Below are 24,661 nucleotides of genomic sequence, written 5' to 3' on the forward strand. Positions count from 1 at the left end.
ACTTTCTTGTGTTTTTTTTATTCGGGGGCAACCCCCGAATAAAAACGCCGCTGTCTTGAAAAGTTGCTCCACTTGCAATACGGTTCGGTTAAACAAATATTTGTTCTAGTCTCACCTAGATTACTTTTGTGAATTCATCTTAATTTTGATATATAGCCATTTTGAAAACAACATTATTGCCCCTAAGATTAGCAGCAATCCAATCGGAATCAGCACACCCCCGATCCCGAAATTTTTACAGTAGGGATTGGTGTCACCGATGATTGCCTTGCATTTTTTTCCTTCATAGTCTAATACGGTCGTGAGGGCTGTTCCGGCACCAACGATAGTAACCAGGTTTTGAAAATTGAGATCGCGTTCTGATTTTTCTAGTTCGATCTGACTGCGAAGGGCATTGATATTAGTCTCTAATAATTTCAACCCAAGTTGCATATTATCGGCATCTTTTTCAATTTGAGCTAGATACTTTTTCTCCGCAAGATTGCTGAATCGATCGAGAAAATCTAGATTGCTTGCCGATCCTGCTTTTTGTTCTATCTGTTCTAAGCGAGTGCGGTAATTGACGAGATTGATATCGATGATTTGCTTTTGAAAGGATAGATTTAGCAGATCGATCGTATATTTATTGAGGATGTTTTGAACGTCATTAAAAATCTTCTGCAAGTCAGCCAAACTAATTTTCGATTTTTGACTATTTTTAATGATTTCGGCATTGTCTTGAACTTTTTTATAATGCTCGATTAATGCTTCTTTAATCGAGCGACTCTGATGATAAGCCCAAGTAATTTTATGTCGGTAACAGTATAAACCCATCCAATCCGTATAAAATTCAGCAGCTTGTGTTAATGTTTCTCGATCGGGAAAAATGATGACGATCGAATGATTGCCCTTGTAAGACTGAGGTTGCCATATTTCAAAAATATCTGCGCTGAGTAAGGTGCCTTTACCGTAGATTCTCGGCGTGGATTTATCTTTAAATAATGTTTGATAGCACTCAATCGCTATACTTTCGGCATCTCTTTCTCGATCGATCGACCAGCCCGATAGCAGCCAAGTTTTACCGATCGTTAGAGGATTATTACAAGCAGCATCCTCGATTTCCGATTCGATCGAACTAAAAGAATCAAGGGATTGAGGTTCGGTAAAATTTTCAACAGAACAATCAATTTGCAAGCCGTAAGTATCATTGAGCAGCACCGGATAGTAATATCCTCCGAGACGACGATCGACAGGATCTAGCTTCAATCTAGTCGGTGTTGCTAATGCTAGATATTCGGTTTCAGCCTGAGGATTTTTGAGTTCGATCTTGGGTGGCAATCTAGATCGAAAGGCTTGCAGATTGCTCGCAATTTCGGTGGCATCGGCATTGAGCGGACTTCTGAGATCGTAGATAAATAAGTCAATCGTCGGATAGAATAGCTCATTCATAAATTAGGGCGAGAAAATATGGTGCAAAATCATAGCACGAGCGATACCAATCTTGACAGATTATTTACTATCTCGATTAACAAATTGTTTGACTCGATCGAGAAAATCGAGCTGTTTAACTACTTCTTCCGGTCGCTCTGATTGATTAATAACAATTACCACATTATTCAATTGTTGCTCGTATCCTGATGCCTCAGAGTCGGGGCTGATGCCTTTCATTATCAAACCAGATGAATTGGTTGCTAATACTTCCCCTGGTTTAGGTAATAAATCGAGGGGGATTTCTCCCAGTCGATCGAGTTTTTCTTTGTACGATCGATAGGATTTATCTAATTGGGAATTGCCTTGGATCGTCTGGATTAGATCGGGTTCGATATGACTTGACCAAGCTTTGGGTTGGGTTTTGAGCTGGTTGGCAACTTGCTTTAAGCCTTCTTTGTCCACGTCGCTCAAGCTATCTGAAAAATCTTGTAACGCCAACAGATATGCCAAGATTGTATTACTAATTGTTACTGCCATAACTTTTGACTCAATTGGATGAGCTAATATGGTTTTACGCTCTCAAACTAACACTATGAGCCTAAGTTGTCAGCTCATCTGAAATATGACTTCACAATGGGAAGCACAGGTTGTCGGAATTAATTATTATCCCACCTATACCACCCTTGGGCAATTGACGGCAGCGGCGAATGATGCCGAAGCGATCGCCGTGCAACTCGAACAATCTGGCTATCAAACCTTTCGAGTTCAGCGACTGCCGCGCCAAGCCAATCAAAAGGGTGAATGGCAAGTAGATCCCAATGAGGGAGTCAAGACGCAAGAATTGCAAGTTGCGATCGCTAATTTATTGATGCCACCCGATGGCAATCCGCCGGAGACAGCTTTATTCTTTTTTTCGGGACATGGTTGGCGCAAACCTGTAGATGGTAAAGATGAGGTATTTTTAGCCACTAGTGATGTATTGCCGAGTGAGAGGATCTATGGCATCTCGATCGGTTGGCTGGGAAATCTGATTCAAACCAGCCCAGTTAAAAAGCTAATTATCTGGCTAGATTGCTGTTTTAGTGGCGAACTAATCGATTATCTACCTACTAATAAAGATTATTGTATTTTTACCGCTACCCGTTCTTACGAACCAGGAATTGAAATCAAACATGAGGAGGGTTTATTTACGCGGACATTGCGATCGGGATTAAACCCCGACAATTATCCCGACGGCATTGTCGATAGCCATAAATTGGCTAAATATATTCAAAAACAGATGGCGCAAACGGGGCAAGCTCCTCAATGTTACAATTCAGCTCGATCGATTCTATTGACTAGCAAAGTTACGCCCGCGACTTTTCGAGATCGATGTCCCTATCGTTCCCTGTCCTATTTTACAGAACAGCCCGAAGATGCCCATGTGTTCCATGGTAGGACAAAATTAACGCTAGATTTAATCCAGCGGGTGCGGAATAAAGAACGCTTAATTGCGGTGTTTGGAGCATCAGGTAGTGGTAAATCATCCCTGATTCGAGCGGGGTTGCTCTATCAGCTTAAATTGGGTCAAGAGATTGTCGGGAGTAATAATTGGGTTTATTGTGAACCATTTACACCGACAGACGATCCTTTCGCGAGATTGCATCAGGCTGTGGGCATAGATCCTCCTGCAACCGTCCCCCATCGACGTGGGGAGACAGAACCCGCAAGTAATTTAGTCCCATTCTTGAAAGAGCGTTGGGGCAATCTCATGCCGATAATCTTCATTGTCGATCAGTTTGAAGAATGCTTTACAATGTGCAGCGAGCAGCAACAGAAAGCATTTGTTGACTGTTTGACGGAGTTAATTGAGGCGATCCCAAATTTACGGATTGTCATCGGGATGCGATCGGATTTTCGGAGCAGATTGCGGGAATATCCCCAATTTACTCAACATATGAAGAGCAAGGTAAATGTCGGACATCTCAATCGTGAGGAAATCCAAGAAGCGATCGAGAAACCCGCCGAATTCGTAGGTTTAGGAATTGAGGGCAGCTTAACGCAGAAACTAATCAATGATGTCGAAGACTATCCTGGCATTTTGCCGCTGTTGCAATATACCCTGACTGAGTTATGGAATGAGACACGCAAGCAGGGCGAACGGTTTTTGCGATTGGCAACCTATCAGGGATTAGGGGGGATCGAGGGCACACTAGAAAAACGTGCCGATGCCGTGTATGAGAGTTTACTGCCAGAAGAACGCGCCGTTGCCAAACGCATCTTTTTGGAGTTAAGCCAGGTGGGGGATAACATCGATATCCGCCGACGGGTGAAGTTAGGGAATTTAGTCAATTCGCACCATTCGTTAGCGATTTTAGATCGAGTCACTCAAAAATTGGCAAGTCCAGACAATCGACTAATTACGCGAACAGCCATCGAAAAAGCGGAAGATCTCTACGCAGCCGAAATTATCCTTGATGTAGTGCATGAGGCGTTAATTCGCCATTGGAAGCAATTAGGCGAGTGGAAGCGACAATATCAAACAGCGATGATAACCGAGCGCAAAATTGAAGCAGCAGCTCAGGACTGGCAGGCGGAAGGCAAAAAAACTGACTATTTATTCCCAGGATCGAGATTAGGGGGAGTGGAGGACTATATAAAAGACTTCGGCAACTTGGGGATGTTGGATGGGATGGCGGAGGAGTTCATCAGAGAAAGCCAGAATTTACGGGATAAATTAGAGCAGAAAGAAGCAGCCCGCCAGCAACGAGAATTAGATATTTTAGAAGAAAAGCGAAAAGCAGAAGAAAAGGCACGGCAAGAAGCAGAAAAACGGACGGAAGAACAAGCCCAAAGCAATAAAAAATTGCGTCAACGCGCAAATATTTTGAAAATTGTGTTGGGCTGCGCGGTAGGGATTGCCTCGCTCGCGGTGTATTTCGGGTGGGATGCTAATCGACAGAAAAGTATTGCCAACGAACAGAAAAATATTGCCGAAGTTAAAGAACAAGCAGCAAATGTTCAACTCCAACTGCCGATCGAAAAAAATGTTCGTCCTCTAATCCTAGCCCTAGCAACAGTCGGGCAAAATCAAAAATTCGCTCGAAACCCTTTCACTCAAGTAAAAGGTAGCTTATTAGATGCGATCGATATTGTCCGCGAACGCAATATCTTCACAGGGAATCGAAAGTGGGTCGATTCCGTCGCAGTCAGTGTCGATGGTAAAACTATTGTTAGTGGGGGTAAAGATGGGACTATGCGGTTGTGGAATCGGAATGGTAAAGAGATCGCGCCACCCTGGAAAGAACATAAAAATAGTGTCAGAGCCGTCGCCATCAGTGCTGATGGTAAAACCATCGTCAGTGGGGGTCAAGACGGTACGGTGTGGTTGCGGGAGAGCAATGGTAAACCGATCGGGAAACCCTTTACAAGGCATAAAGGTTATGTCAAATCCGTCGCTGTCAGTGCCGATGGTCAAACCATTGTTAGTGGTGGTGAAGATGGGATTGTGAGGGTATGGGATCGGTCAGGTAAAGCGAGCGAACTACCCTCGAAAAATCGTCAAGGTGCTGTCTATTCCGTCGCCGTCAGTGCCGATGGTCAAACCATTGTCAGTGGAGGTGCTGACGGGTTTGTGAGGGTATGGGAGCCCAATGGTAAGGCGATCGCGCCACCCTGGAAAGGGCATAAAGGTTCTGTTAGTTCTGTTGCCCTCAGTGCCGATGGTGAAACCATTGTCAGTGGCGATGATGACGGGACTGTGGGTTTGTGGGAGCGCAATGGTAAAGCGATCGCACCACTATGGAAAGGGCATGAAAGTGAGGTTAGAGTTGCCATCAGTGCTGATGGTCAAACCATTGTCAGTGGTGGTCAAGATGCGACTTTGTGGTTCTGGGATCGAAATGGCAAACCGATCGGGCAACCTTTGAAAGGGTATCAAGGTTCGATCTATTCCGTCGCCGTCAGTGCCAATGGTCAAAGCATTGTCAGTGGGGGTAATGACGTGCGGTTGTGGGATCGTAATGGCAAAGCGATCGAGCTACCTTTCAAAGGTCATAAAGATAATGTCAATTCCGTCTCAGTTAGTAAGGATGGTAAAACGATTGTTAGTGGTAGTCAAGACGGGATAGTGCAGTTGTGGGATCGATCGTCGGGCAAGGCGATCGGGCGAACCTTGGGACAGCATCAAGGTTCTGTCAATTCCGTCGCCGTTAGTGCGGATGGTCAAACCATTGTTAGTGGGGGTAATGACAGCACCGTGCGATTGTGGGATCGATCGGGTAATGCGATTTGGAAATCTTTGCCAAAACATCAAGGTTCTGTCAATTCTGTCGCCATCAGCACCGATGGTCAAACCATTGTCAGTGGGAGTGATGACAACACAGTGCGATTGTGGGATCGATCGGGTAATGCGATTTGGAAATCTTTGCCAAAACATCAAGATTATGTCACTTCCGTCGCCGTTAGTGCGGATGGTCAAACCATTGTTAGTGGGAGTGATGACAAAACCGTGCGGTTGTGGGATCGATCGGGTAATGCGATCGGGCTACCCTTTCAAGGGCATGAAGGGATAGTTAGTTCCGTCGCTGTTAGTAAGGATGGTCAAATCATCGTCAGTGGGGGTCATGACAAGACTCTGCGGTTGTGGGATCGATCGTCGGGCAAACCGATCGGGCAACCCTTCAAAGGGCATCAAGGTTATGTTAGTTCCGTTGCCCTCAGTGTGGATGGTAAAACCATTGTTAGTGGGGGTAAAGACAAGACTGTGCGGTTGTGGCGAGGAGTTGTGTGGCAAGATTGGGTAAAAGTGGGTTGCGATCGATTGCGGTTGCATCCAGAGTTTACGTTTCCTGCTAAAGATGCCACCGAAGAGGAGAAAATTACCCTACAAGAAGCGGTAGAAACTTGTTTGGACTATGGAAAAAGGTGAAAACCCTTTGACAGATAAGGTGTTGCAGAGTGTGAAAGACCAGTGATGGTGTGAATTTCCCTATTTTTAAGCTATTTACTCCCTTCTCGCTCTAAGATTACAGATTAACAATTTCTCTATATTCTCTGCGCCCTCTGCGTCTGGAGCGTTAGAAAACAATCGGTAGACAGTAATATGGTTCAAGGATTATCTACACTCTTCTGGCAGGAAGGGATTAACGTGAGTTCGGGTTGAGGGGAGCCTAGAGACTGAAGTCTCTGCTCATGATACGAAATCCGCCGCCCAGTACTAGTCAAATACCACAGTTTTATTCCCATATACTAGCACCCGATTTTGAAGGTGGTGGCGTACCGCTCGCGCTAGCACGATGCGTTCGAGATCCTTGCCTTTGCGAATCAAATCGTCTACATCATCGCGATGGGTGACGCGGACGACATCCTGCTCGATAATTGGCCCAGCATCGAGTTCGGAGGTGATATAGTGACCTGTGGCACCGATAATTTTTACCCCGCGCTCGTAAGCCTTGTGATAGGGATTGGCACCGACAAAGGCGGGGAGGAAGGAATGGTGAATATTGATAATATTATGACTGGGAAATGCGTCGATAAATTCGGGACTGATAATTTGCATGTATTTAGCTAAAATTACCAGGTCGATTTTATACTCGTCGAGTAAGGCTAATTGCCGTTGTTGTTGTTCTTGTTTATTATCTTTGGTAATCGGCAAATAATGATAGTCAATCCCAAATTGTTGGGCGATCGATTCGAGGTCGGGATGGTTGCTAATAATTAGCGGAATTTCTGCCAAAAACTCGCCTGCTTGCTGTCGCCAGATTAGATCTAACAAGCAATGATTTTGACGACTCACCCAAATTGCCATGCGCGGAACTGCATCAGAAAAGTGGATCTCATAAGTGCCACCCAAAGGCTGGGCAATCGCACCGAAAGCTGGTGCTATTAAATCTCGTGGTAAATTGAATCCTTCAATCTGCCATTCAATTCGACTGATAAATAAGCCTGCATTAAAATCGGTATGATGATCGGCATGGATGATATTCCCACCGTTAGCATAAATAAAATTGGCAAGTTTTGCGACTAATCCACGTCGATCTGGACAGGAAAATAAAAGTGTAGCTGTTGGTTTCATTCGCAGTAATTCCCCCTCTTTCTTCCGTAGATAAATAACTTGTTTGAAATCGTAGTTTCTCTAGTCTCTCTACTCTTCACCCTCTAACAATTCAAACAATCCATCGTCTAACTCATAGCCTAACATTTGGGTCATAAACTTGAGTCGAGATCGATCTGGAATTTGCTGAGTCTGGAGCCAATTTGTCAGCAGAAAAACACGGTGCATCACCCAAATTTCTAAGGCTTCGGGATTGTATTGAATCCCTTCCTTGCGATTAAATTGATGAGGGACTAACATCGCGACATATCTACTGAGTTCTCCTGCTTGCCAATCGAGGATGAGGGGTAGATAAGGATAACGGGCATCCAATCGGATAAACCACAGTCGGATTTCGGGAATTTCTGAGAGTTCGCGCGGATCGTCAGGATCTTGGGGATAGTCGATCGCAAATCTTAAATCTAGATCGAATTGCCGTGGACTTATGGCTAGCCATCGATCGATCTGGCTGCCGATCGACGATAGGTCTAAACTGAGGAGCGCACGATCGTTAATACTAACTGTCGTCATGAATTAATATAAATTGACAAGTAAGTTATTAATACTAAACGTAGTTTGAAATATTCAGTGTAAATGTTAAGATAGTTGGAGGAGCGTGCAAATCTATACTTTACCCGAATTAAAAGATATCTTACCACTTAATCTTTGTGTCAGAGCCAGATTAAGCCGTTGCGATCGTTGCGTTCCAAGTGCAGCCCATTGAGGCATCTGGCACATTGAGTCAGCTCGGCAGGTCGTAAAATAGCAGAATAATGTTCTTCACGATCGGTAGATTTGGAGCATATTTATTAAGATAATGTAAGCAAAACTAAGATATCTTGAAATAAGTGGTATGAATATTGTCCATATGGATGGAATGTCAATTTAGATACACTGCTCGGCGTATGTAAATGCTGCTCATGCTCACGATCGCGAAGATGACAAATGGCAGCGGAGCAGATCGGTTTTAAACTATAAAAAAAATATTTTCGCACTGACAGTTAATAACTTATATTTTGGGGAGGGAGATGAGATGAAAGATCGCCAGCAAGGATCGATTAAAAAACAGTTAACCGCAGCCTGGGGCAAGTTTCAGCCCGAACGGAAATCGGGAAATAGATCGGATCGCCATGATGAACGCGACGATCCAGCGCAAATCGAGATCGGCGATCTGGCCCATTCGATTGGCTATGGGCAATCGGAGCTGGCAAGCAAAGGGATTACCGAAGTTTCTTCGGCTATTACCCCCATTCCCGATGGGAACATGTTCAGCGATATCATCGCACCCATCAGCAAGCTGAATCTGCCGAAAGTAGATGTCGATCCTTGGTCGGCATTTTGGGCGGTACTCGCAGCAATGATCGGTGGAACGGGTATTACGAGTTATTTGTTGCTCATTGCCGTACCGCCGACACCTAGTTGTCAGGGTGTTTTACCAGTTTCAACCGATAGCGAACGGCTCTATTGCGCTCAGGTTGGCGCAGATACCCAGGAAATACCCAAGCTCCGCGCCGCAGTCGATTTAGTCAAGGGATGGAACGATCGTCATCCGCTCTATGGTGAGTCGCAACGGTTGCTCAAGGGCTGGTCTGAAGATTTAAATAGAATTGGCCGCAAGCAATTTAATGACGGTAAGATCGAACAGGCGATCTCGACTCTGAAGATCGTGCCAGTTATTAGCCCCATTTACGATCGCACCCAATCGACGATCTCCAAATGGTCGAGTGAATCCCAAAATAGTGCCAAGATCGATGCCAAGTTCGAGCATTCGATGAAAAGTGGTGACTGGAATCAGGCATTTGCAATCTTGCAAACAGTGCAGCAAATGCGGGGAACTTACTGGAATACCTATAAGCATGACAAAATGTCCTCCAAGCTCGCCCAAGAACGAGATGGTTGGGACAAACTCCAAGAGGCGAAAGACGCACTGGAGAACAAAGAGGGTGATGACTATCACACGCGAGCCAAGCGGATTGAATTAGCAATAAAAGCAGCAGGAAAAAAAGGCAAGGATAAAGTAGTCGAAGTTCCTCTACCCAAGGAGCCAGCACCGATTCTCAAAGCGATGCAACTGGCAAACCAAATTAACCCGACCACCTTTGTTTATCACGAGGGGCAAACCCTGCGGAGTAAATGGAGCAAACATTTAGTGCAGTTGAGCGTCGGTTTATACAAAGCTCAGAATTTTAACGAAGCAATCGCGATCGCTCAAAAAGTGCCCCAGGACGTATCGGTTTATCAAGAAGCTCAAGATTGGGTCAAACTCAATCAAGCGCACGTCTGGGCGGGGAAACGCCACGTCCTAGCCCTAATGGATGCAGTTGCCCAAGCCAAGAAAATCCCCAAAACTAGCTCGATTTACACCTTAGCACGGACGAAACAGTCCAACTGGCGAGGGATGCTCAAACAGCAAACCCAACTCCAATGGGCAAAAACCATTGCTAGCTTCCAGCAACCAGCTACGCTTGCGCTGGCGATCGAAACCGCCAAGCAGGTACCAGCCACAAGCGAGCTGGGACAGACGATTCAGGGCGAGATTTCAACATGGAGTCGGCAGATCGAAACCATCGACAATCGGGTGATTTTGGCTAAAGCCAGACAACTAGCTGGGAATGGGGAGTCTCTCCCCAATCTCAAAGCCGCTGTGCGCCTAGCGGGAAAGATTACCAAAGATCGACCGATGGGTGAAGAAATTACCGCAGTTGTCGCCGAATGGAATGAAAAAATTCAGACAGTAGAAGATCGTCCGATTTTAGCCAGTGCGATTGAAATCGCCAGAAGAGGCGATCTAGCTCAAGCGATCTCTGTGGCAAATCGGATCGCCCCTGGGAGATCGCTCTATCAAAATGCTCAAGCAGAGGTGAGATACTGGGCGATGGAACTACAGGAAGTTGCCGATCGCAAGACCCTAGACAATGCTATTTATATCTATCGTCAGGGAAAAATTGCTCAAGCGATCGACTTAGCGGATACAATCGGTCGGCGCAGTCCGATTTACAGCGATGCTCGCTCTTATTCATTGAATTGGCGAGTACTGTTGTCACCGCGTTCAGCTCGTTATTAATGTTAGACGGTTGGGGGTTGGGGAGTAGGGGAGTAACGGATTAGGGGAGTAAGAAACACCCCAACACCCCAACCCCCCAACCTCTCAACACCCCCACACCCCCACACCCCTCTGGCTGCATGAAAAATATTCAAATTTCGTTGTGGGACGAGAATAGGAGTCAGATTTTACAGCAGTGGCAATTTATCCCTCCGGCACCGATTCAGATCGGTAGATCGCCAGAACACCCGATTGTTATCGATCGACCGTCAATTTCCCGATTTCATGCGACGATCTCTTATACTAGTTTGCGGCAGGGTGGTGGTTACTGGGAAATTCGCAACCACAGTGCCAATGGTACTTTAGTTAACGATCTCTCGATCGACAAAGTATTGCTTACCAATGGCGATCGCATTCAACTATCCAGATCTGGTGTATTATTAACCATTCAACTAGATGTGGCGATTATCAATCTCACTACTCCAGTCACTTGCGAGCATCTAGACAACCCTGCAAACACCCTCTTTTGTATCCACTGCGGACAGCCAATTACCGTCAGTCGCCAGATTAAACATTATCAGATTCTCAAAACCCTAGGACAAGGGGGAATGGGCACGACATATTTAGCTTGGGATAAGGCTAAATTGTTGGTACTTAAAGAAATGAATGCAGATATGGCGACAATTCCTAAAGCACAGGAATTATTTGCCCGCGAAGCCAAAATTCTCCAAAGTTTGCACCATCCTGGCATTCCCGAATATTATGATTTTTTTGTCGCAGATGGACGTAAATATCTCGCGATGGAACTAATCCACGGACAAGACTTAGATGTATATGTGATGGATCGTGGCAAAATTGAGCTAGCTCAGGCGATCGAATGGATGATTCAATTATGCGAGATCTTGGGCTATATTCATCAGCAACAGCCCCCACTGATTCATCGCGATATCAAACCAGCTAATATTCTAGTCCGCACCATAGATCGCCGTATTTTCTTACTCGATTTTGGCGCAGTCAAAGAAATTGGCACCCTTGGTGGGACAAAAATTGGTGCGCCAGACTACATGGCACCAGAACAAAATAACGGTCAACCCTGCACTCAGTCAGATTTATACTCGATCGGTCCCACCTTGATTTTCCTGCTCACCGGACGAAATCCTGCTGAGTTTATCGAATTCCGACCGGATGGCTACCATTTTAACGTTTCCGCTGTACCCACAATTCCGCCTAAAGTGCAAGCTCTAATCGATCGAGTCACCCAACGTCGCTCTCAAGATCGTTATCTTGCTGCCGCAGACTTAGCACGAGATCTACGAGCATCAATTACTTAAAATAGATGTAGATAGTTTTAGCCGAACTTGTCGAACTTCACTTTGATTTATTAGTTGTTCTGGCTGAAGATGATGTAAATCTTTAGAGCACAAAACTACACCAATGAGCTGCGGTGAGATCGAGCATCGTTCCAGAATTCACCAGATTTAGAGCGATGGTTCTATTATACTTTGACGCAATTTATTTTCAGTCATTCAGCCCATGCAATCTCGATCGCAAAGAAGGGATGATATCAACACCACCAAAATTTCTTAACGAAAACATCAGCTTTAGCGCAAACTAGCTCAGATGAAAGGTTAAGACCACTCCAAGGTTCGATTCCTATTGACTGTTGAGTAGTTATTGTGGAACGAAACAAAAGTCAATGACCCTCATCACTGACAATCGTCAAAAATTTAGATCGAATGTAACTTCGTAAGTTCAAGATATGGCTGCTCCTCTGACAATCATTAAACCAGCAGGCGGACTCGATGGCGTGAAAGCAAATGAACTGCGCCAACAAGTGAGCGAAGTGCTCGCCTCGGGGAATAACCTCGTGATGATAGATATGGCTGATGTCAACTTCATCGATAGTTCTGGATTGGGTGCGCTGATTGTTGCTCTCAAAATGCTCAGAATTGCTGGTGGGGATTTATACTTGTGTTCGATCGCCGAACCAGTCAGAAATTTGCTCAGTATGACTCGGATGGATCGGCTATTTAATAATTCGGTTGCCCCTACCTTCATCGTTAATGCCAAGCTGCCAGATATTCGGGGCTGAAAAGCTGCTAGAGTAATTGATACAAACATGTAAAGATTGCGAGGGAAGTTAGTTTGAGTCAGCGTTCTGGTATTGCACCCCACGGCGGTAAATTGATCGATCGCATCGCCACCCCCGCCCAAAAAGCCGAGTTTCTGAGTAAAGCCGATAATTTACCTAGAGTCGCGCTAGATGAGCGGGCATTTTCGGATCTAGTCATGATTGCGATCGGTGCATTTAGTCCGCTGACTGGGTTTATGCCAGAAGCAGATTATAATAATGTCGTCCCGAATATGCGGCTGGCAAATGGATTGCCCTGGTCGATTCCAATTACTTTATCAGTTACTGAAGCAGTTGCCGCACCATTAGCGGTGGGTACGCCGATCCGCTTAGATGATAGTGCTGGCAGATTTGTGGGTGTCTTAGAATTAACCGAGAAATACACCTACAACAAACAGCAAGAAGCAATTAACGTCTACCGCACTGACGATGAAAAACATCCTGGTGTTAAAGTTGTGTACGACCAAGGTAACATTAATTTAGCAGGTGACATCTGGTTATTAGAACGGGAGGCACATCCTCAATTTCCCACCTATCAAATCGATCCAGCCGCATCCCGCGCTCAGTTTCAAGCCAAAGGCTGGAACACGATTGTCGGCTTTCAAACCCGCAACCCGATTCACCGCGCCCATGAATATATCCAAAAGTGTGCGATGGAAACCGTCGATGGATTATTTCTCCACCCTTTAGTCGGCGCGACGAAAGAAGACGATATCCCCGCCGATGTGCGGATGCGTTGCTACGAAATCATCCTCGAACACTACTATCCGATCGATCGCGTAATTCTCGGCATTAACCCCGCCGCAATGCGCTATGCTGGGCCACGAGAAGCCATCTTCCACGCTCTGATTCGCAAAAATTATGGTTGTACCCATTTTATCGTTGGACGCGACCATGCAGGCGTTGGCGACTACTATGGCACCTATGATGCCCAGCACATTTTTAGCGAGTTTGAACCAGGCGAACTAGGCATCACCCCGATGATGTTCGAGCACGCATTCTACTGCAAAGTTACCAAATCGATGGCGACTACCAAAACTAGCCCCAGTAGCCCTGAACAACGAGTGCATTTATCGGGCACAAAGGTACGAGATCTACTCCGCCAAGGCGAACTACCACCACCAGAATTCTCGCGTCCTGAAGTTGCCGCCGAATTAATTCGGGCGATGCAAGGAAACAAATAATAAGTAATAAGTAATAAGTAATTACCAAATCTATGTCTCTCAAATTTTCGATTCCTACAGTTGCGATCGTGGCATTTCTCACACTAACACATGGGACGATCTCAAATGCTGAAATTTATAAAACCAGCAAAAATCAAGTCGTAGTGACAGAGCTAACCGCTAAACAAAAGTATCCAGTCAAAGTTGTTAATGCCAAAAATAAGGCGCGTACACTCAAAGACAAAATCGCCAATGGTTGTGGTGAAATCATCGTTGACAATGCTAACAAATATAAATCATTAGTTGTCGGTACCGAGACGATCGATCCTGCAACATTAACCATTAAAGAACGCGCTCGTTGTAAACCTAAAAAGAATACAGTTGCCAAAGGTACCAAGCAAAAGAATGCGGCAACAGCGACAATAACAACTCCAGGAATGACAACAACAAGTCCAATATTGAAGACAACAACAACGCCGCCATCAATTATACCTGCTGCTATGCCGATAACGTCACCAGCCGTTAAATAAAGCGGTTGATTAATGAGGAAGCACAGATCCCCGACTTCTTGAACAAGTCGGGGATCTATCAATTGGGGATTTATCAATTAATTGGGGATTCTCTACAGATATTTTTTCAATAACAATTCAAGTTTCTGTTTCGTCGCTTCAGGAATCTTATCAATCGGCGTGATAATCGCATACTTGAGAGCCGAATGTGCATCAGAAACAAATAAATTTGCACCCAATCGCTTGACTGTTTCTTGAATTACTCGTTGAGCATTAGTCGCATTTTTATGGAGATTGGCAATTATCAGATCTACCGTCACACTATCATGGTCGGGATGCCAACAGTCGTAGTCAGTCGCTAATGCTAACGTGGCATAAGCAATTTCAGCTTCTCTAGCTAATTTTGCTTCAGGCAAATTAGTCATCCCAATAATCGTACCGCCTAGCATTCGATACATATTTGATTCGGCTTTAGTCGAAAATGCTGGGCCTTCCATACAGATATATGTACCGCCTTGGTGTAAAGTAATATCTGGGAGAGCGAGCGACTCAATCGAGTCTGCTAAAACACCCGATAACTTAGCACAAATTGGATCGCCAAAAGCAATATGTCCGACAATTCCGTCACCGAAAAAAGTACTAGTTCGACTTTTAGTTCGATCGATAAATTGATCTGGTAAAACTAAATCTAGCGGCTTAACTTCTGATTGCAAAGATCCTACCGCCGATGCTGAAATCAGGTATTCAACACCGATGTGTTTCATTGCATAGATATTTGCAAGGTACGGAACTTCCGAAGGTGTTAGATGATGATTTCGTCCGTGTCGCGCCAAGAAAACTACTTTTATTCCTGCTAAATCTCCGACGATAAGATGATCGGAAGGCTTACCAAAAGGTGTATCTACACTCACCTCTCGTACATTATTTAAAGCTGACATTTGGTAGAGTCCACTACCGCCAATAATCCCAATTTTTACATCACTCATTTTAATTATTGATAGTTAATAATTGATAATTGACAACCATCAATTTTAGAGATTCAAGCATCTCCTTTCAAGGAAAAAGAACAAACATTATTCCATCTAACTTTAAGATTTTGGTGCATTAATTTTAGTTTCAATATCAACTAAAGTATCCAAAACAAGCCTTTTGGCATATAGTTGCCATCCCCATTTCTGAATAGCAATTGCGGCTGCTGTACCACCGACAGCAGCAATATAATCTAGTGGTTGATTGAGTGAAATTCCAAACAATAAACCCAACCCCGCAATTCCCCAAAATGGTAGCGCGACAGTTTGTCTTTGAGTTTCGACTAATTTAACAATTCCCCCTGTGGGTAATTCTGTTTCCAAAGCCGCTTTGACTTCCTTCTGTTGTTCCCTTGTTACAGACAAACCAATCTTTTGACGCAATTTCTCGATTTTACGAGCATCACTACTGTATTGAGTTAGTTCATCTTCCGCCATCAATACCAGTCGTTCGTATTGTCCCACAGATATTATATCCACACGTATATTTATCGATAATTATAACGCGATTTAATATTTTTTAACCGCAGATGCGCGGCATTTCGACTTCGCTCAATAACCGGACGCAAAGGGGTTTATTGTGAGAGGATAATTATGTAATCAATTAACAAGTCTATTCTTTCCATATCAAATTTTAACTGAAACATGTCTATCTCCATTGGTTGTGCTATCTGGTCTTATCCTGGATGGGTAGGGGAAGTTTATCCACCTAAAACGCCATCCAAGGATTTTTTGCGCGTATATAGCAATCATTTTCCCGCAGTCGAAGGGAATACCACCTTTTATGCTACTCCAGATAAGGTGGTGATCGATCGCTGGATCTCGCAAACGCCACCAGGATTTAAGTTCTGTCTCAAGTTTCCCCGTGCGATTACGCACAATGGGTTGCTCGAACCTTACACTCTTCCCGCTCAGGCATTTATCACTCAGATGCAGGAATTGGGCGACAAATTGGGGGTGATGTTTATTCAATTACCGCCCAATTATTCACCAGAAGGATTTGCAGATTTGACAGCATTTCTAACAGCTTTGTCGCAGAAAAATGTCTCAATTGCCCTCGAAGTTCGACATCTAGATTGGTTCAAATCACCCCATCGAGATCGGTTAAATGAATTGTTGACGAGATGGGGTATCGGACGAGTTATCCTCGATTCTCGTCCGATTTATGAAGCAAATAAGAGCGGTGAAGTTGTCATCGCGTGCAAGAAACCGCGGGTACCAATTGACTTGACTTTGACAGCACCTTTTAGCTTGATTCGATATGTTTCTCATCCTGTGCAATTAGCAAATAAAATCTGGTTGGAGAGATGGGCTAGTCAGATTCAGGCATGGTTGCAGCAGGATACTCAAATATACATATTTGTGCATTGTCCGATCGAGGTGAAATCTCCTATTAATGCGCGTTATTTACATGAAATATTAGTGGAAAAGGGTATCTCGATCAATCTATTACCACCGAGATTTATTAATGATTTGCCAGTACAATTAAATTTGTTTTGATTTGCCTACGTCCCTAGAAATTCAGGTAGGGGCAATTCATGAATTGCCCCTACCTGAATTTCTAGAGTGGGTATTTGTCTTTGCTAATTTCCCGATATCGCCATCGCAATATCTTCACGAGTAGCACCAAGTGATAGTAGAGATTTGATTAAAAGATCGATCGACACTGACGGATCGCTAGCCTCCATTTTAGCAACCCTCGATTGACTAGAATTGATATTTTCTGCTAATTTTTGTTGAGATAGTTGTTCTTGTTGTCTGAATTTTTTTAGTGATTTACTCAGAGATAATCGAATTTCAATTATCTCCATCTCTTCCGGCGAGAGATCTAAAAATTCAGCAATGGTGACAACTTTGCCGCCAGCAGCTTCTACTTTTTGTCTTTTTATAGTATCCATAAATCATACAACAGGAACTATCCTGCGTCAAAGAGTTCATTATATCGTCTGATTCTTTTCTGACAATTATTGATTATCTGTTGGGGATTCTTTTGAGTCGTCTTAGCAAAAACATCGAAAACAACGATTTCATTCTCATCAATTCGGTAGATAATTCTCCACTCTTTATTATTTTCATTATCGCTCACCCTGAGTTCGTGACAGTGTGTACCAATATTAGGCATCGGTCTAGATTCACGCATTGATAGCATTTCCCCGTCCTGTAACCGTCTCAACAGAATACCTGTTTCAACTCGTGCAGATTTAGAAAATGGGGGCGTTTTAATTTCGCCAAAGAACAAGACAATCTCTTTACTGTCGTTGGAATAATTCATTTACGAAAATTTTATATTTAATTTTTTTAATCATTTTTTTGCGCTTTGATTCGTCGTTATAACATGGTTATGTCATATCAGACATAACCATGTCAACTAAAATCCGCATCAACATCCCGACTGTGGCACAATCGTACATAGAGGCAAATCGATCGCACCCATCCCAATGACAGCTAATCTTCCCCCCCAGTACGACGCAAAGACCACCGAAGCCAAATGGCAGCAGATTTGGGACACCAACCAAACCTACAAAGTCGATCCGGCTAAAGGTGGAAAACCCTTCTGTATCGTCATTCCACCGCCAAACGTGACGGGGAGTTTGCACCTGGGACATGCGTTTGAACAATCGTTGATCGATGCGTTGATTCGGTATCATCGGATGTGCGGGGACAATACTCTATATCTTCCTGGTACGGATCATGCGAGTATTGCGGTACAGACGATTCTGGAGAAGCAGCTCAAGGCTGAGGGTAAGACACGGTATGATGTCGGGCGCGAGAAGTTTCTAGAACGGGCATGGGATTGGAAGGCTGAATCGGGCGGTACCATCGTTAATCAGCTCAAGCGGATGGGTGTTTCGGCGGATTGGACGCGGGAACGGTTTACGTTGGATGAGGGGCTGTCTGCGGCGGTATTAGAGGCGTTTGTCCGGCTCCACAAGGATGGGTTGATTTATCGGGGACAGTATTTAGTCAATTGGTGTCCAGCTTCTCAATCGGCGGTGTCGGATTTGGAGGTGGAGAATAAGGAAACTAATGGCAGTTTATGGTATTTCCGATATCCGTTGAGCGATGGTTCGGGATATATTGAAGTTGCAACTACTCGTCCTGAAACGATGTTGGGCGATACTGCTGTTGCGGTGAATCCTAAGGATGAAAGATACAAGCATCTGATTGGGAAAACGGTTACTTTACCAATCGTTGGGCGGGAAATTCCGATTGTCGGCGACGATTTTGTCGAGGCTGATTTTGGTACTGGTTGTGTTAAAGTTACTCCCGCACATGACCCGAATGATTTTGCGATGGGTAAGCGGCATAATTTACCGCTGATTAATATCATGAATAAGGACGGCACTCTGAATGAGAATGCTGGCGAATTTGAAGGTCAAGAACGATTTGCCGCGCGTCGCAATCTGGTTGCTAAATTAGAAGAGTTAGGTAATTTAGTGAAGATCGAAGCCTATAAACATACTGTACCTTATAGCGATCGAGGAAAAGTTCCGGTAGAGCCATTATTATCGACCCAATGGTTTGTCAAAATTAGACCGATGGCGGATAACTGTCTGGAGCATTTAGATAACCAGAATTCTCCCGAATTCGTTCCCCAACGCTGGACGAAAGTATATCGGGATTGGTTGGTCAAATTGCAAGATTGGTGCATCTCTCGCCAATTGTGGTGGGGACATCAAATTCCGGCTTGGTATGCTGTCAGTGAGACGGGTGGAGAGATCGCAGATCATACGCCGTTCTTTGTTGCCAAAAGTGAAGCGGAAGCAAAGGTGCAGGCGATCGAACAGTTCGGTGCAGAGGTACAATTAGTTCAAGATCCTGACGTATTAGATACTTGGTTCTCGTCTGGAATCTGGCCATTTTCTACTTTAGGTTGGCCGGAAAATACGGCGGATTTAGAGATGTACTATCCCACATCGACGCTGGTAACAGGTTTTGATATTATCTTCTTTTGGGTTGCCCGCATGACGATGATGTCGGGATATTTGACTGGGAAAATGCCGTTTGAAAATGTTTATATTCACGGCTTAGTGCTGGATGAAAATGGCAAGAAGATGTCAAAGTCTGCGAATAATGGCATCGATCCATTATTATTGATCGACAAATACGGTACCGATGCTCTCCGCTATACTTTGGTCCGCGAAGTAGTTGGAGCAGGGCAAGATATTCGGATTCAATATAACCGCAAAACTGACGAGTCTGAATCTGTCGAAGCGAGTCGTAATTTTACGAATAAAATCTGGAATGCGGCGCGATTTGTGATGATGAATTTTGAGACATCAGAATTCAAGTTTGACGGCGATCATCTCACAGCACCAGCAACCGAATCATTAGAAGTCGCCGATAAATGGATTTTATCTCGATTCCATCAAACCGTCCAACAGACGAGAGATAATATCGATAAATATGCCTTGGGTGAAGCAACAAAAGGACTATATGAATTCTTCTGGGGGGATTTCTGCGACTGGTATATTGAGCTAGTCAAATCACGTCTCCAAGAAGATGCAGAGCCAAATAGTAAATTAGTCGTTCTCCAAACCTTAGCCATTATCTTGGATGGAATTTTGAAACTATTGCATCCATTTATGCCCCACGTTACGGCCGAAATTTGGCAAACTCTCACTGAAAGTGATGAGCGAAATGACATCTCAATTCAGCCATATCCAATTAGTGATTCTAGCTTAATTGATTTGGAACTCGATCGAGAATTTGAACTCCTCATCGGCGTAACTCGCACCATCCGCAACCTCCGCGCCGAAGCAGATCTCAAACGGGCGATTAAAATCGCGATTATCATCCAAAGCGATAGCGAATTAGAGCGTCAGATCTTAGAGCGTGGGAAAACCTATCTCTGCGATCTAGCGCAAATAGAGCAGCTTACTATTGTTGATAAATTAGCTGAAGAACCAGTAAGATCGATCGCGAGTGTCTTCGCTACCGTGCAGATTATCTTACCACTTACAGGAGTCGTCGATCTCGAAGCCTTCAAAGCTAAAATTCAGAAGAAGATTGATAAAATTGATAAAGAAATCGAATCGATTCATAGTCGTCTAAACAATACCAAATTTATCGAACGCGCTACTCCTGAAGTAGTGCAACAGACTAAAGATAGTTTAGTAGAAGCTGAAAAACAAAAAGAGATCTTACAAGAGAGACTCGAACAATTCTAGAGGTTTAATCCTATGCAATTACTCCAAAAAAGCTATACTCCAGACAAATATCTGGAACTAGAAGAAAAAGCCGAATTTAGAAGTGAATACCGTAACGGAGAAATTGTACCTATCGCTGGAGGAACGACTAATCATAATCAAATCAGTGGAAACGTTTACGCCAATCTAAAATTTGCACTAAAAGGGCAAGATTATCGAGCATATATCAGTGATGTCAGGTTGTGGATACCACCGAATCGTCAGTATATATATCCAGATGTGATGCTGATTCAAGGCGAACCTATTTATTTAGAAAATACTACCTCTACTGTTACTAATCCTCGGTTAATTGTGGAAGTTTTATCGAAATCGACCAAAAATTATGACCAGGGAGATAAATTCACCTACTATAGATCGATTCCCGAACTCCAAGAATATATCCTCATCGACCAATCTCGCTATCATGTAATGCAATATGTCAAGACTAATGCAGAACAGTGGTTATTGACCGATTATACCCAAGCGGAGGCGATTATAAAATTGGGATCGATCGATCTTGCTCTCGCTCTTAATGATATCTACGATCGAGTCAACTTTAATGAAATTGAAGAGTGACGATGATTATTTGATTACAATGAAGTAATACTGACCCAGAGGTTGTGATGATTAAGCTCTACCAAACTTCTATTTCCTTTAACTCTCGTCGAGTCTGGATTACCCTCCTAGAAAAAGAATTGGATTGCTAGACGATCAACCGTTCGTTGGCAGTAATGCGATTACCCTCGCCGAACCAGGGGAATTAACCAAAAGATCGATGTTAAATTAGGGACTAGGGGATAGCAAGAGCTAGTGGAACTTTCTCGATCGATCCTCTGTCTTGGCAGACAAGATTAACGTCTGATCCATCCATCCTAAACCCTCACGCTACCGTGAAATTAAACCTATGAAAATATCCCTCAAAATCTGGAGTTGGGCAATCTTAGGTGCCGTTTTAACAGCCGGAAATGCTGGGGCACAATATGGCCCGCCTACGCCACAGACAAGCGTGCCATCTGGTGGAAATCAAGCTCGCTTCATGTGCGAATTGCTCGATAACCAGTCTACAGTTACTTATCGGCCGATCGATCGACCTGGCGATAAATATCCTTGGGCGGTACCCAGCACGATGGGTAGTAATTGGAATGCTGGTAAACGCTGTACCGAAATCGCTCGTCGTCTGGAAGAATATCGTCGCGATGGACTCAAAGAACTGCGGACAGATGTCAGAAATCAGTACAATACCGTCTGTGTCACCACTGAAAAAAATAATGAGTGCCGGATTGTTTTCACCGTACCAACGGGTCAAGATGCGATCTCCACTAGAGATTCAGTCTTCCGCAATCTAACTATGGCAGATAGCGGTCAAACAACTACTGGTGTAAATACTTTCGCAGAAGGTAGTAATAATGGTTTGACTGGCATGTTAGGTAATATCCTGCCAGGTGGCGGCAAGATTGGAGGCAATCCGCCGACTCCTACCCGCTCGTTCCAAAACAAGGAGAGTATCGATCTCCGTCCGTTTCTATCGATAAAAGATGGTGGTACGGCCACACAATTGCGATCCCCTGTAACTAATCTCAATTCTACTACCACTAGCGATAGCAAGAAATTGAATCCCGATCGATTTCGGTAAGGAAATATACCAATTTCTGCAAAAGATCTCTTAAAAAGTAAACAAATGTTGCGATCGATTTGTTAGGCTTACTTAAAGACGTTTTTTGGAAAAGGTCGGATCGATCGTGGATATTCAAATTGGGAAAGGGAAAACGGCGCGGAGAGCATACGGCTTTGATGAAATAGCCTTAGTGCCTAGTGGGAGAACACTAGATCCCAGTTTGGCAGATACTAGCTGGCAAATTGGTGGTATAAAGCGGGAAATCCCGATTATTGCTAGTGCAATGGATGGGGTCGTCGATGTGCGCATGGCTGTAGAGTTATCGAAACTCGGCGCACTCGGCGTACTTAATTTGGAAGGGATTCAAACTCGCTATCAAGATCCCAATCCTATTCTCGATCGAATTGCTGCTGTTGGGAATGATGGATTTGTATCCCTGATGCAAGAACTCTATGCCGAACCCATCAAACCAGAATTGATCGAAGTACGGATTGCCGAAATTAAAGCAGCGGGAGGGATTGCCGCAGTTAGTGCGACTCCCGCAGGTGCGGCTCGATTTGGTGCGGCTGTGGCTAAAGCAGGTGCAGATCTATTCTTTATCCAAGCCACCGTTGTCTCGACTGAATTTTTAGCTCCAGAGGGGATCGAACCGCTCAATCTGGCTAAATTTTGTCAGGAAATGCCAATGCCCGTGATCTTGGGTAACTGCGTCACTTATGACATTACGCTCGAATTGATGCAAGCGGGAGCAGCCGCAGTTCTCGTCGGTATTGGCCCCGGAGCCGCCTGTACCTCTCGTGGGGTGCTAGGAGTCGGTGTACCTCAAGCGACTGCCGTGGCGGACTGTGCAGCCGCCCGAGATGAGTTCTTCAAGCAGACGGGTAAGTATATTCCTGTGATTGCAGATGGTGGCTTAGTCACTGGCGGCGATATCTGCAAATGTATTGCCTGCGGTGCCGATGGAGTGATGATTGGTTCGCCTTTCGCTCGTGCGGCGGAAGCCCCCGGGCGTGGTTTTCACTGGGGGATGGCTACGCCTAGCCCTGTATTACCTAGAGGAACGCGGATTAAAGTCGGTACAACTGGCAGCCTGACGCAAATTCTTAGAGGGCCAGCTAAACTGGATGATGGTACTCACAACCTCCTAGGCGCGCTGCAAACTAGTATGGGTACTCTGGGCGCGAAAACAATTAAGGAAATGCAGCAAGTAGATGTTGTAATTGCGCCCTCTCTGCTGACTGAAGGGAAAGTCTATCAGAAAGCTCAACAGTTAGGGATGGGGAAATAGATACGGGGAATGGGGCAACGGGGAGAGTGTCAATCAGACAAGTCCCAATAAACCCAGTCCCCTCGGTACTAAGCACCTAAATTCCCCTCCCCGATCTGTGGCGGTACTGTTACAATTAAGATCGACGGAAGCTGATGTTTCCGTTCACTCCTCACACCACATTCCGCCTGAGATACTTAATTGTATCTTGGGCGGTTCCTTGTTTAGGGTAAGTTCGACAACAGAACATCACGACTGAGTAAATAAGCGGAATTAAATATCAAACCTTTGTAGTTAATTATGAGGCAAATTTGCGGATTCTGTTGAGCAAACTAACTCAACATAATGTGCGTGATTTTCCGACGATCGGGGGCATGATAATTGTATCGATCGGGATCGATTGAGTTTCGAGGTTGGGATACAGCATCAAGCTACATTGGCCATCTACTAATTTACATATCAATCGGGCTGCTGGGAACTAGTTATGACTAAACAAGAAGATGAACCAAAAGATTTACAACCTCGGAAAATTAACCGGAACATAGTTTATGCAAGTTTAGGAATCGCTGGTTTCTTGGTACTTCCAGTTGTCCTGGTAGCCATCATTAACAATGCCGACATGACGGAGGAAGAGGTTAACGCACCGATCGATGTCATGTTTTACCAAACCACCGCCCAGTGCGAAGCTGATACCAAAAAGCAGCAAGATGAATATGCGGTGTCGCTCAAAAAATACCAAGCCGGACAAATAGCGCAGCCCCTAACCGCGCCGACGATCCAGACTAAAGACTGCGCCGCCCAAATGCAGGCAGCTCAAGCAGAATATAACAAGACCGCACCTGTTTATGCTTCGCTCGCTGAGTGCCAAGCCGAAGGGGTCAAATGCGAACCAACTCCTGCTGGCGCGCCGATTGCTGGTTACCGCCCCATCTATGGCGGCACCTATATCGACCCCGATGATGCCAACCATACTTCCACCAACTCTGGCGGCAGTCACCATCGAGTATATGACACTCACTCTGTGTATCTAAGTAGTACTCCTGGCAGAGTCGTCACCCCTTACGGTCGAGAGATCGCCCAAACAAACACGGGTAGAGTAATAGCTCCCCAACATAGCAGCTTTGCCGCACCATCGCGACCGATCGGCACATCTGCTAACGGTACGATTAGGGGTAGAAGCTCTCAGGGCTTCGGCTCCTCATTTAAGAGTACTGGTAGTGGAGGGAAGTAGAT

20 protein-coding genes are annotated in these 24,661 nt (G+C 44.7%); 12 read left to right on the forward strand and 8 right to left on the reverse strand.

The window, feature by feature from the left end:
• Window positions 1-120: 120 nt before the first annotated feature.
• Window positions 121-1,428 (reverse strand): hypothetical protein, encoded by a 1,308-nt coding sequence (locus tag RMO55_RS12440; RefSeq protein ID WP_310426943.1) that lies wholly within the window; start codon window positions 1,426-1,428, stop codon window positions 121-123.
• A 60-nt stretch (window positions 1,429-1,488) separates the two neighbouring features.
• Window positions 1,489-1,947 (reverse strand): hypothetical protein, encoded by a 459-nt coding sequence (locus tag RMO55_RS12445; RefSeq protein ID WP_310426945.1) that lies wholly within the window; start codon window positions 1,945-1,947, stop codon window positions 1,489-1,491.
• Window positions 1,948-2,032: 85 nt separating this feature from the next.
• Here RMO55_RS12445 and RMO55_RS12450 point away from each other — a divergent pair, with 85 nt between their 5' ends.
• Entirely contained in the window at window positions 2,033-6,319 is a 4,287-nt protein-coding gene (locus RMO55_RS12450; protein WP_310426946.1) for a caspase family protein, read from the forward strand.
• A gap of 288 nt (window positions 6,320-6,607) precedes the next feature.
• On the opposite strand, the gene purU is transcribed toward RMO55_RS12450, so the two are convergent.
• Together purU and RMO55_RS12460 are read right to left on the reverse strand one after the other, a co-directional pair.
• Window positions 6,608-7,465 carry a formyltetrahydrofolate deformylase gene (purU, locus tag RMO55_RS12455; RefSeq protein WP_310426947.1) on the reverse strand — a complete coding sequence of 286 codons (858 nt, stop codon included), beginning with the start codon at window positions 7,463-7,465 and terminating at the stop codon, window positions 6,608-6,610.
• A 69-nt stretch (window positions 7,466-7,534) separates the two neighbouring features.
• Window positions 7,535-8,014 carry a CRR6 family NdhI maturation factor gene (locus RMO55_RS12460; protein ID WP_310426949.1) on the reverse strand — a complete coding sequence of 160 codons (480 nt, stop codon included), beginning with the start codon at window positions 8,012-8,014 and terminating at the stop codon, window positions 7,535-7,537.
• Between the two features lie 502 nt (window positions 8,015-8,516).
• Between RMO55_RS12460 and RMO55_RS12465 the strand changes: the two genes are divergently transcribed.
• The 5 genes from RMO55_RS12465 (at window position 8,517) to RMO55_RS12485 (ending at window position 14,350) form a co-directional block, all read left to right on the forward strand.
• Complete coding sequence (locus RMO55_RS12465; protein WP_310426951.1) at window positions 8,517-10,547, forward strand: hypothetical protein; 2,031 nt, start codon at window positions 8,517-8,519, stop codon at window positions 10,545-10,547.
• Window positions 10,548-10,666: 119 nt separating this feature from the next.
• Window positions 10,667-11,857 carry an FHA domain-containing serine/threonine-protein kinase gene (locus RMO55_RS12470; protein WP_310426953.1) on the forward strand — a complete coding sequence of 397 codons (1,191 nt, stop codon included), beginning with the start codon at window positions 10,667-10,669 and terminating at the stop codon, window positions 11,855-11,857.
• A gap of 428 nt (window positions 11,858-12,285) precedes the next feature.
• Complete coding sequence (locus RMO55_RS12475; RefSeq protein ID WP_310426955.1) at window positions 12,286-12,618, forward strand: STAS domain-containing protein; 333 nt, start codon at window positions 12,286-12,288, stop codon at window positions 12,616-12,618.
• Window positions 12,619-12,671: 53 nt separating this feature from the next.
• Window positions 12,672-13,841, forward strand: coding sequence for a sulfate adenylyltransferase (gene sat, locus RMO55_RS12480; protein ID WP_310426957.1), 1,170 nt, complete (start codon window positions 12,672-12,674; stop codon window positions 13,839-13,841).
• 32 nt (window positions 13,842-13,873) lie between these two features.
• Complete coding sequence (locus RMO55_RS12485) at window positions 13,874-14,350, forward strand: hypothetical protein (RefSeq protein ID WP_310426959.1); 477 nt, start codon at window positions 13,874-13,876, stop codon at window positions 14,348-14,350.
• Window positions 14,351-14,442: 92 nt separating this feature from the next.
• Here the strand turns inward: RMO55_RS12485 and RMO55_RS12490 are convergent, their stop codons facing one another.
• Window positions 14,443-15,315 carry an S-methyl-5'-thioadenosine phosphorylase gene (locus RMO55_RS12490; RefSeq protein WP_310426961.1) on the reverse strand — a complete coding sequence of 291 codons (873 nt, stop codon included), beginning with the start codon at window positions 15,313-15,315 and terminating at the stop codon, window positions 14,443-14,445.
• A 102-nt stretch (window positions 15,316-15,417) separates the two neighbouring features.
• Window positions 15,418-15,822, reverse strand: a complete 405-nt coding sequence (locus RMO55_RS12495; protein WP_310426993.1) for a hypothetical protein — start codon at window positions 15,820-15,822, stop codon at window positions 15,418-15,420.
• 180 nt (window positions 15,823-16,002) lie between these two features.
• On the opposite strand from RMO55_RS12495, the gene RMO55_RS12500 reads away from it, so the two are divergent.
• On the forward strand, window positions 16,003-16,857 hold the full coding sequence (locus RMO55_RS12500) for a DUF72 domain-containing protein (RefSeq protein ID WP_310426963.1): 855 nt from the start codon (window positions 16,003-16,005) through the stop codon (window positions 16,855-16,857).
• Between the two features lie 83 nt (window positions 16,858-16,940).
• Here the strand turns inward: RMO55_RS12500 and RMO55_RS12505 are convergent, their stop codons facing one another.
• Both RMO55_RS12505 and RMO55_RS12510 read right to left on the reverse strand, forming a co-directional pair.
• Entirely contained in the window at window positions 16,941-17,255 is a 315-nt protein-coding gene (locus RMO55_RS12505; protein WP_310426965.1) for an XRE family transcriptional regulator, read from the reverse strand.
• A gap of 17 nt (window positions 17,256-17,272) precedes the next feature.
• Entirely contained in the window at window positions 17,273-17,629 is a 357-nt protein-coding gene (locus RMO55_RS12510; protein WP_310426966.1) for a type II toxin-antitoxin system RelE/ParE family toxin, read from the reverse strand.
• 166 nt (window positions 17,630-17,795) lie between these two features.
• On the opposite strand from RMO55_RS12510, the gene RMO55_RS12515 reads away from it, so the two are divergent.
• The 5 genes from RMO55_RS12515 (at window position 17,796) to RMO55_RS12535 (ending at window position 24,659) form a co-directional block, all read left to right on the forward strand.
• Window positions 17,796-20,528, forward strand: a complete 2,733-nt coding sequence (locus tag RMO55_RS12515; RefSeq protein ID WP_310426967.1) for a valine--tRNA ligase — start codon at window positions 17,796-17,798, stop codon at window positions 20,526-20,528.
• A 12-nt stretch (window positions 20,529-20,540) separates the two neighbouring features.
• Complete coding sequence (locus RMO55_RS12520; RefSeq protein ID WP_310426969.1) at window positions 20,541-21,122, forward strand: Uma2 family endonuclease; 582 nt, start codon at window positions 20,541-20,543, stop codon at window positions 21,120-21,122.
• A 328-nt stretch (window positions 21,123-21,450) separates the two neighbouring features.
• Window positions 21,451-22,179 carry a COP23 domain-containing protein gene (locus tag RMO55_RS12525; RefSeq protein ID WP_310426971.1) on the forward strand — a complete coding sequence of 243 codons (729 nt, stop codon included), beginning with the start codon at window positions 21,451-21,453 and terminating at the stop codon, window positions 22,177-22,179.
• Between the two features lie 106 nt (window positions 22,180-22,285).
• Entirely contained in the window at window positions 22,286-23,449 is a 1,164-nt protein-coding gene (locus RMO55_RS12530) for a GuaB3 family IMP dehydrogenase-related protein (RefSeq protein ID WP_310426994.1), read from the forward strand.
• Between the two features lie 463 nt (window positions 23,450-23,912).
• Complete coding sequence (locus tag RMO55_RS12535) at window positions 23,913-24,659, forward strand: DUF1190 domain-containing protein (RefSeq protein WP_310426973.1); 747 nt, start codon at window positions 23,913-23,915, stop codon at window positions 24,657-24,659.
• Window positions 24,660-24,661: the final 2 nt, after the last annotated feature.

The sequence above is a fragment of the Chamaesiphon sp. VAR_48_metabat_135_sub genome (genome assembly GCF_031418915.1).
Taxonomy (GTDB): Bacteria; Cyanobacteriota; Cyanobacteriia; order Cyanobacteriales; family Chamaesiphonaceae; genus Chamaesiphon.

Bases quoted from the DNA above. Each gene is read 5' to 3' on its own strand.
- RMO55_RS12460 (WP_310426949.1), bottom strand. From the start codon at position 8,014: ATGACGACAGTTAGTATTAACGATCGTGCGCTCCTCAGTTTAGACCTA.
- RMO55_RS12505 (WP_310426965.1), bottom strand. From the start codon at position 17,255: ATGGATACTATAAAAAGACAAAAAGTAGAAGCTGCTGGCGGCAAAGTT.
- RMO55_RS12535 (WP_310426973.1), top strand. From the start codon at position 23,913: ATGACTAAACAAGAAGATGAACCAAAAGATTTACAACCTCGGAAAATT.
- RMO55_RS12490 (WP_310426961.1), bottom strand. From the start codon at position 15,315: ATGAGTGATGTAAAAATTGGGATTATTGGCGGTAGTGGACTCTACCAA.
- RMO55_RS12440 (WP_310426943.1), bottom strand. From the start codon at position 1,428: ATGAATGAGCTATTCTATCCGACGATTGACTTATTTATCTACGATCTC.
- RMO55_RS12465 (WP_310426951.1), top strand. From the start codon at position 8,517: ATGAAAGATCGCCAGCAAGGATCGATTAAAAAACAGTTAACCGCAGCC.
- purU (WP_310426947.1), bottom strand. From the start codon at position 7,465: ATGAAACCAACAGCTACACTTTTATTTTCCTGTCCAGATCGACGTGGA.
- RMO55_RS12525 (WP_310426971.1), top strand. From the start codon at position 21,451: ATGAAAATATCCCTCAAAATCTGGAGTTGGGCAATCTTAGGTGCCGTT.
- RMO55_RS12520 (WP_310426969.1), top strand. From the start codon at position 20,541: ATGCAATTACTCCAAAAAAGCTATACTCCAGACAAATATCTGGAACTA.
- RMO55_RS12470 (WP_310426953.1), top strand. From the start codon at position 10,667: ATGAAAAATATTCAAATTTCGTTGTGGGACGAGAATAGGAGTCAGATT.
- RMO55_RS12485 (WP_310426959.1), top strand. From the start codon at position 13,874: ATGTCTCTCAAATTTTCGATTCCTACAGTTGCGATCGTGGCATTTCTC.
- RMO55_RS12475 (WP_310426955.1), top strand. From the start codon at position 12,286: ATGGCTGCTCCTCTGACAATCATTAAACCAGCAGGCGGACTCGATGGC.
- RMO55_RS12445 (WP_310426945.1), bottom strand. From the start codon at position 1,947: ATGGCAGTAACAATTAGTAATACAATCTTGGCATATCTGTTGGCGTTA.
- RMO55_RS12515 (WP_310426967.1), top strand. From the start codon at position 17,796: ATGACAGCTAATCTTCCCCCCCAGTACGACGCAAAGACCACCGAAGCC.
- RMO55_RS12450 (WP_310426946.1), top strand. From the start codon at position 2,033: ATGACTTCACAATGGGAAGCACAGGTTGTCGGAATTAATTATTATCCC.
- RMO55_RS12500 (WP_310426963.1), top strand. From the start codon at position 16,003: ATGTCTATCTCCATTGGTTGTGCTATCTGGTCTTATCCTGGATGGGTA.
- RMO55_RS12510 (WP_310426966.1), bottom strand. From the start codon at position 17,629: ATGAATTATTCCAACGACAGTAAAGAGATTGTCTTGTTCTTTGGCGAA.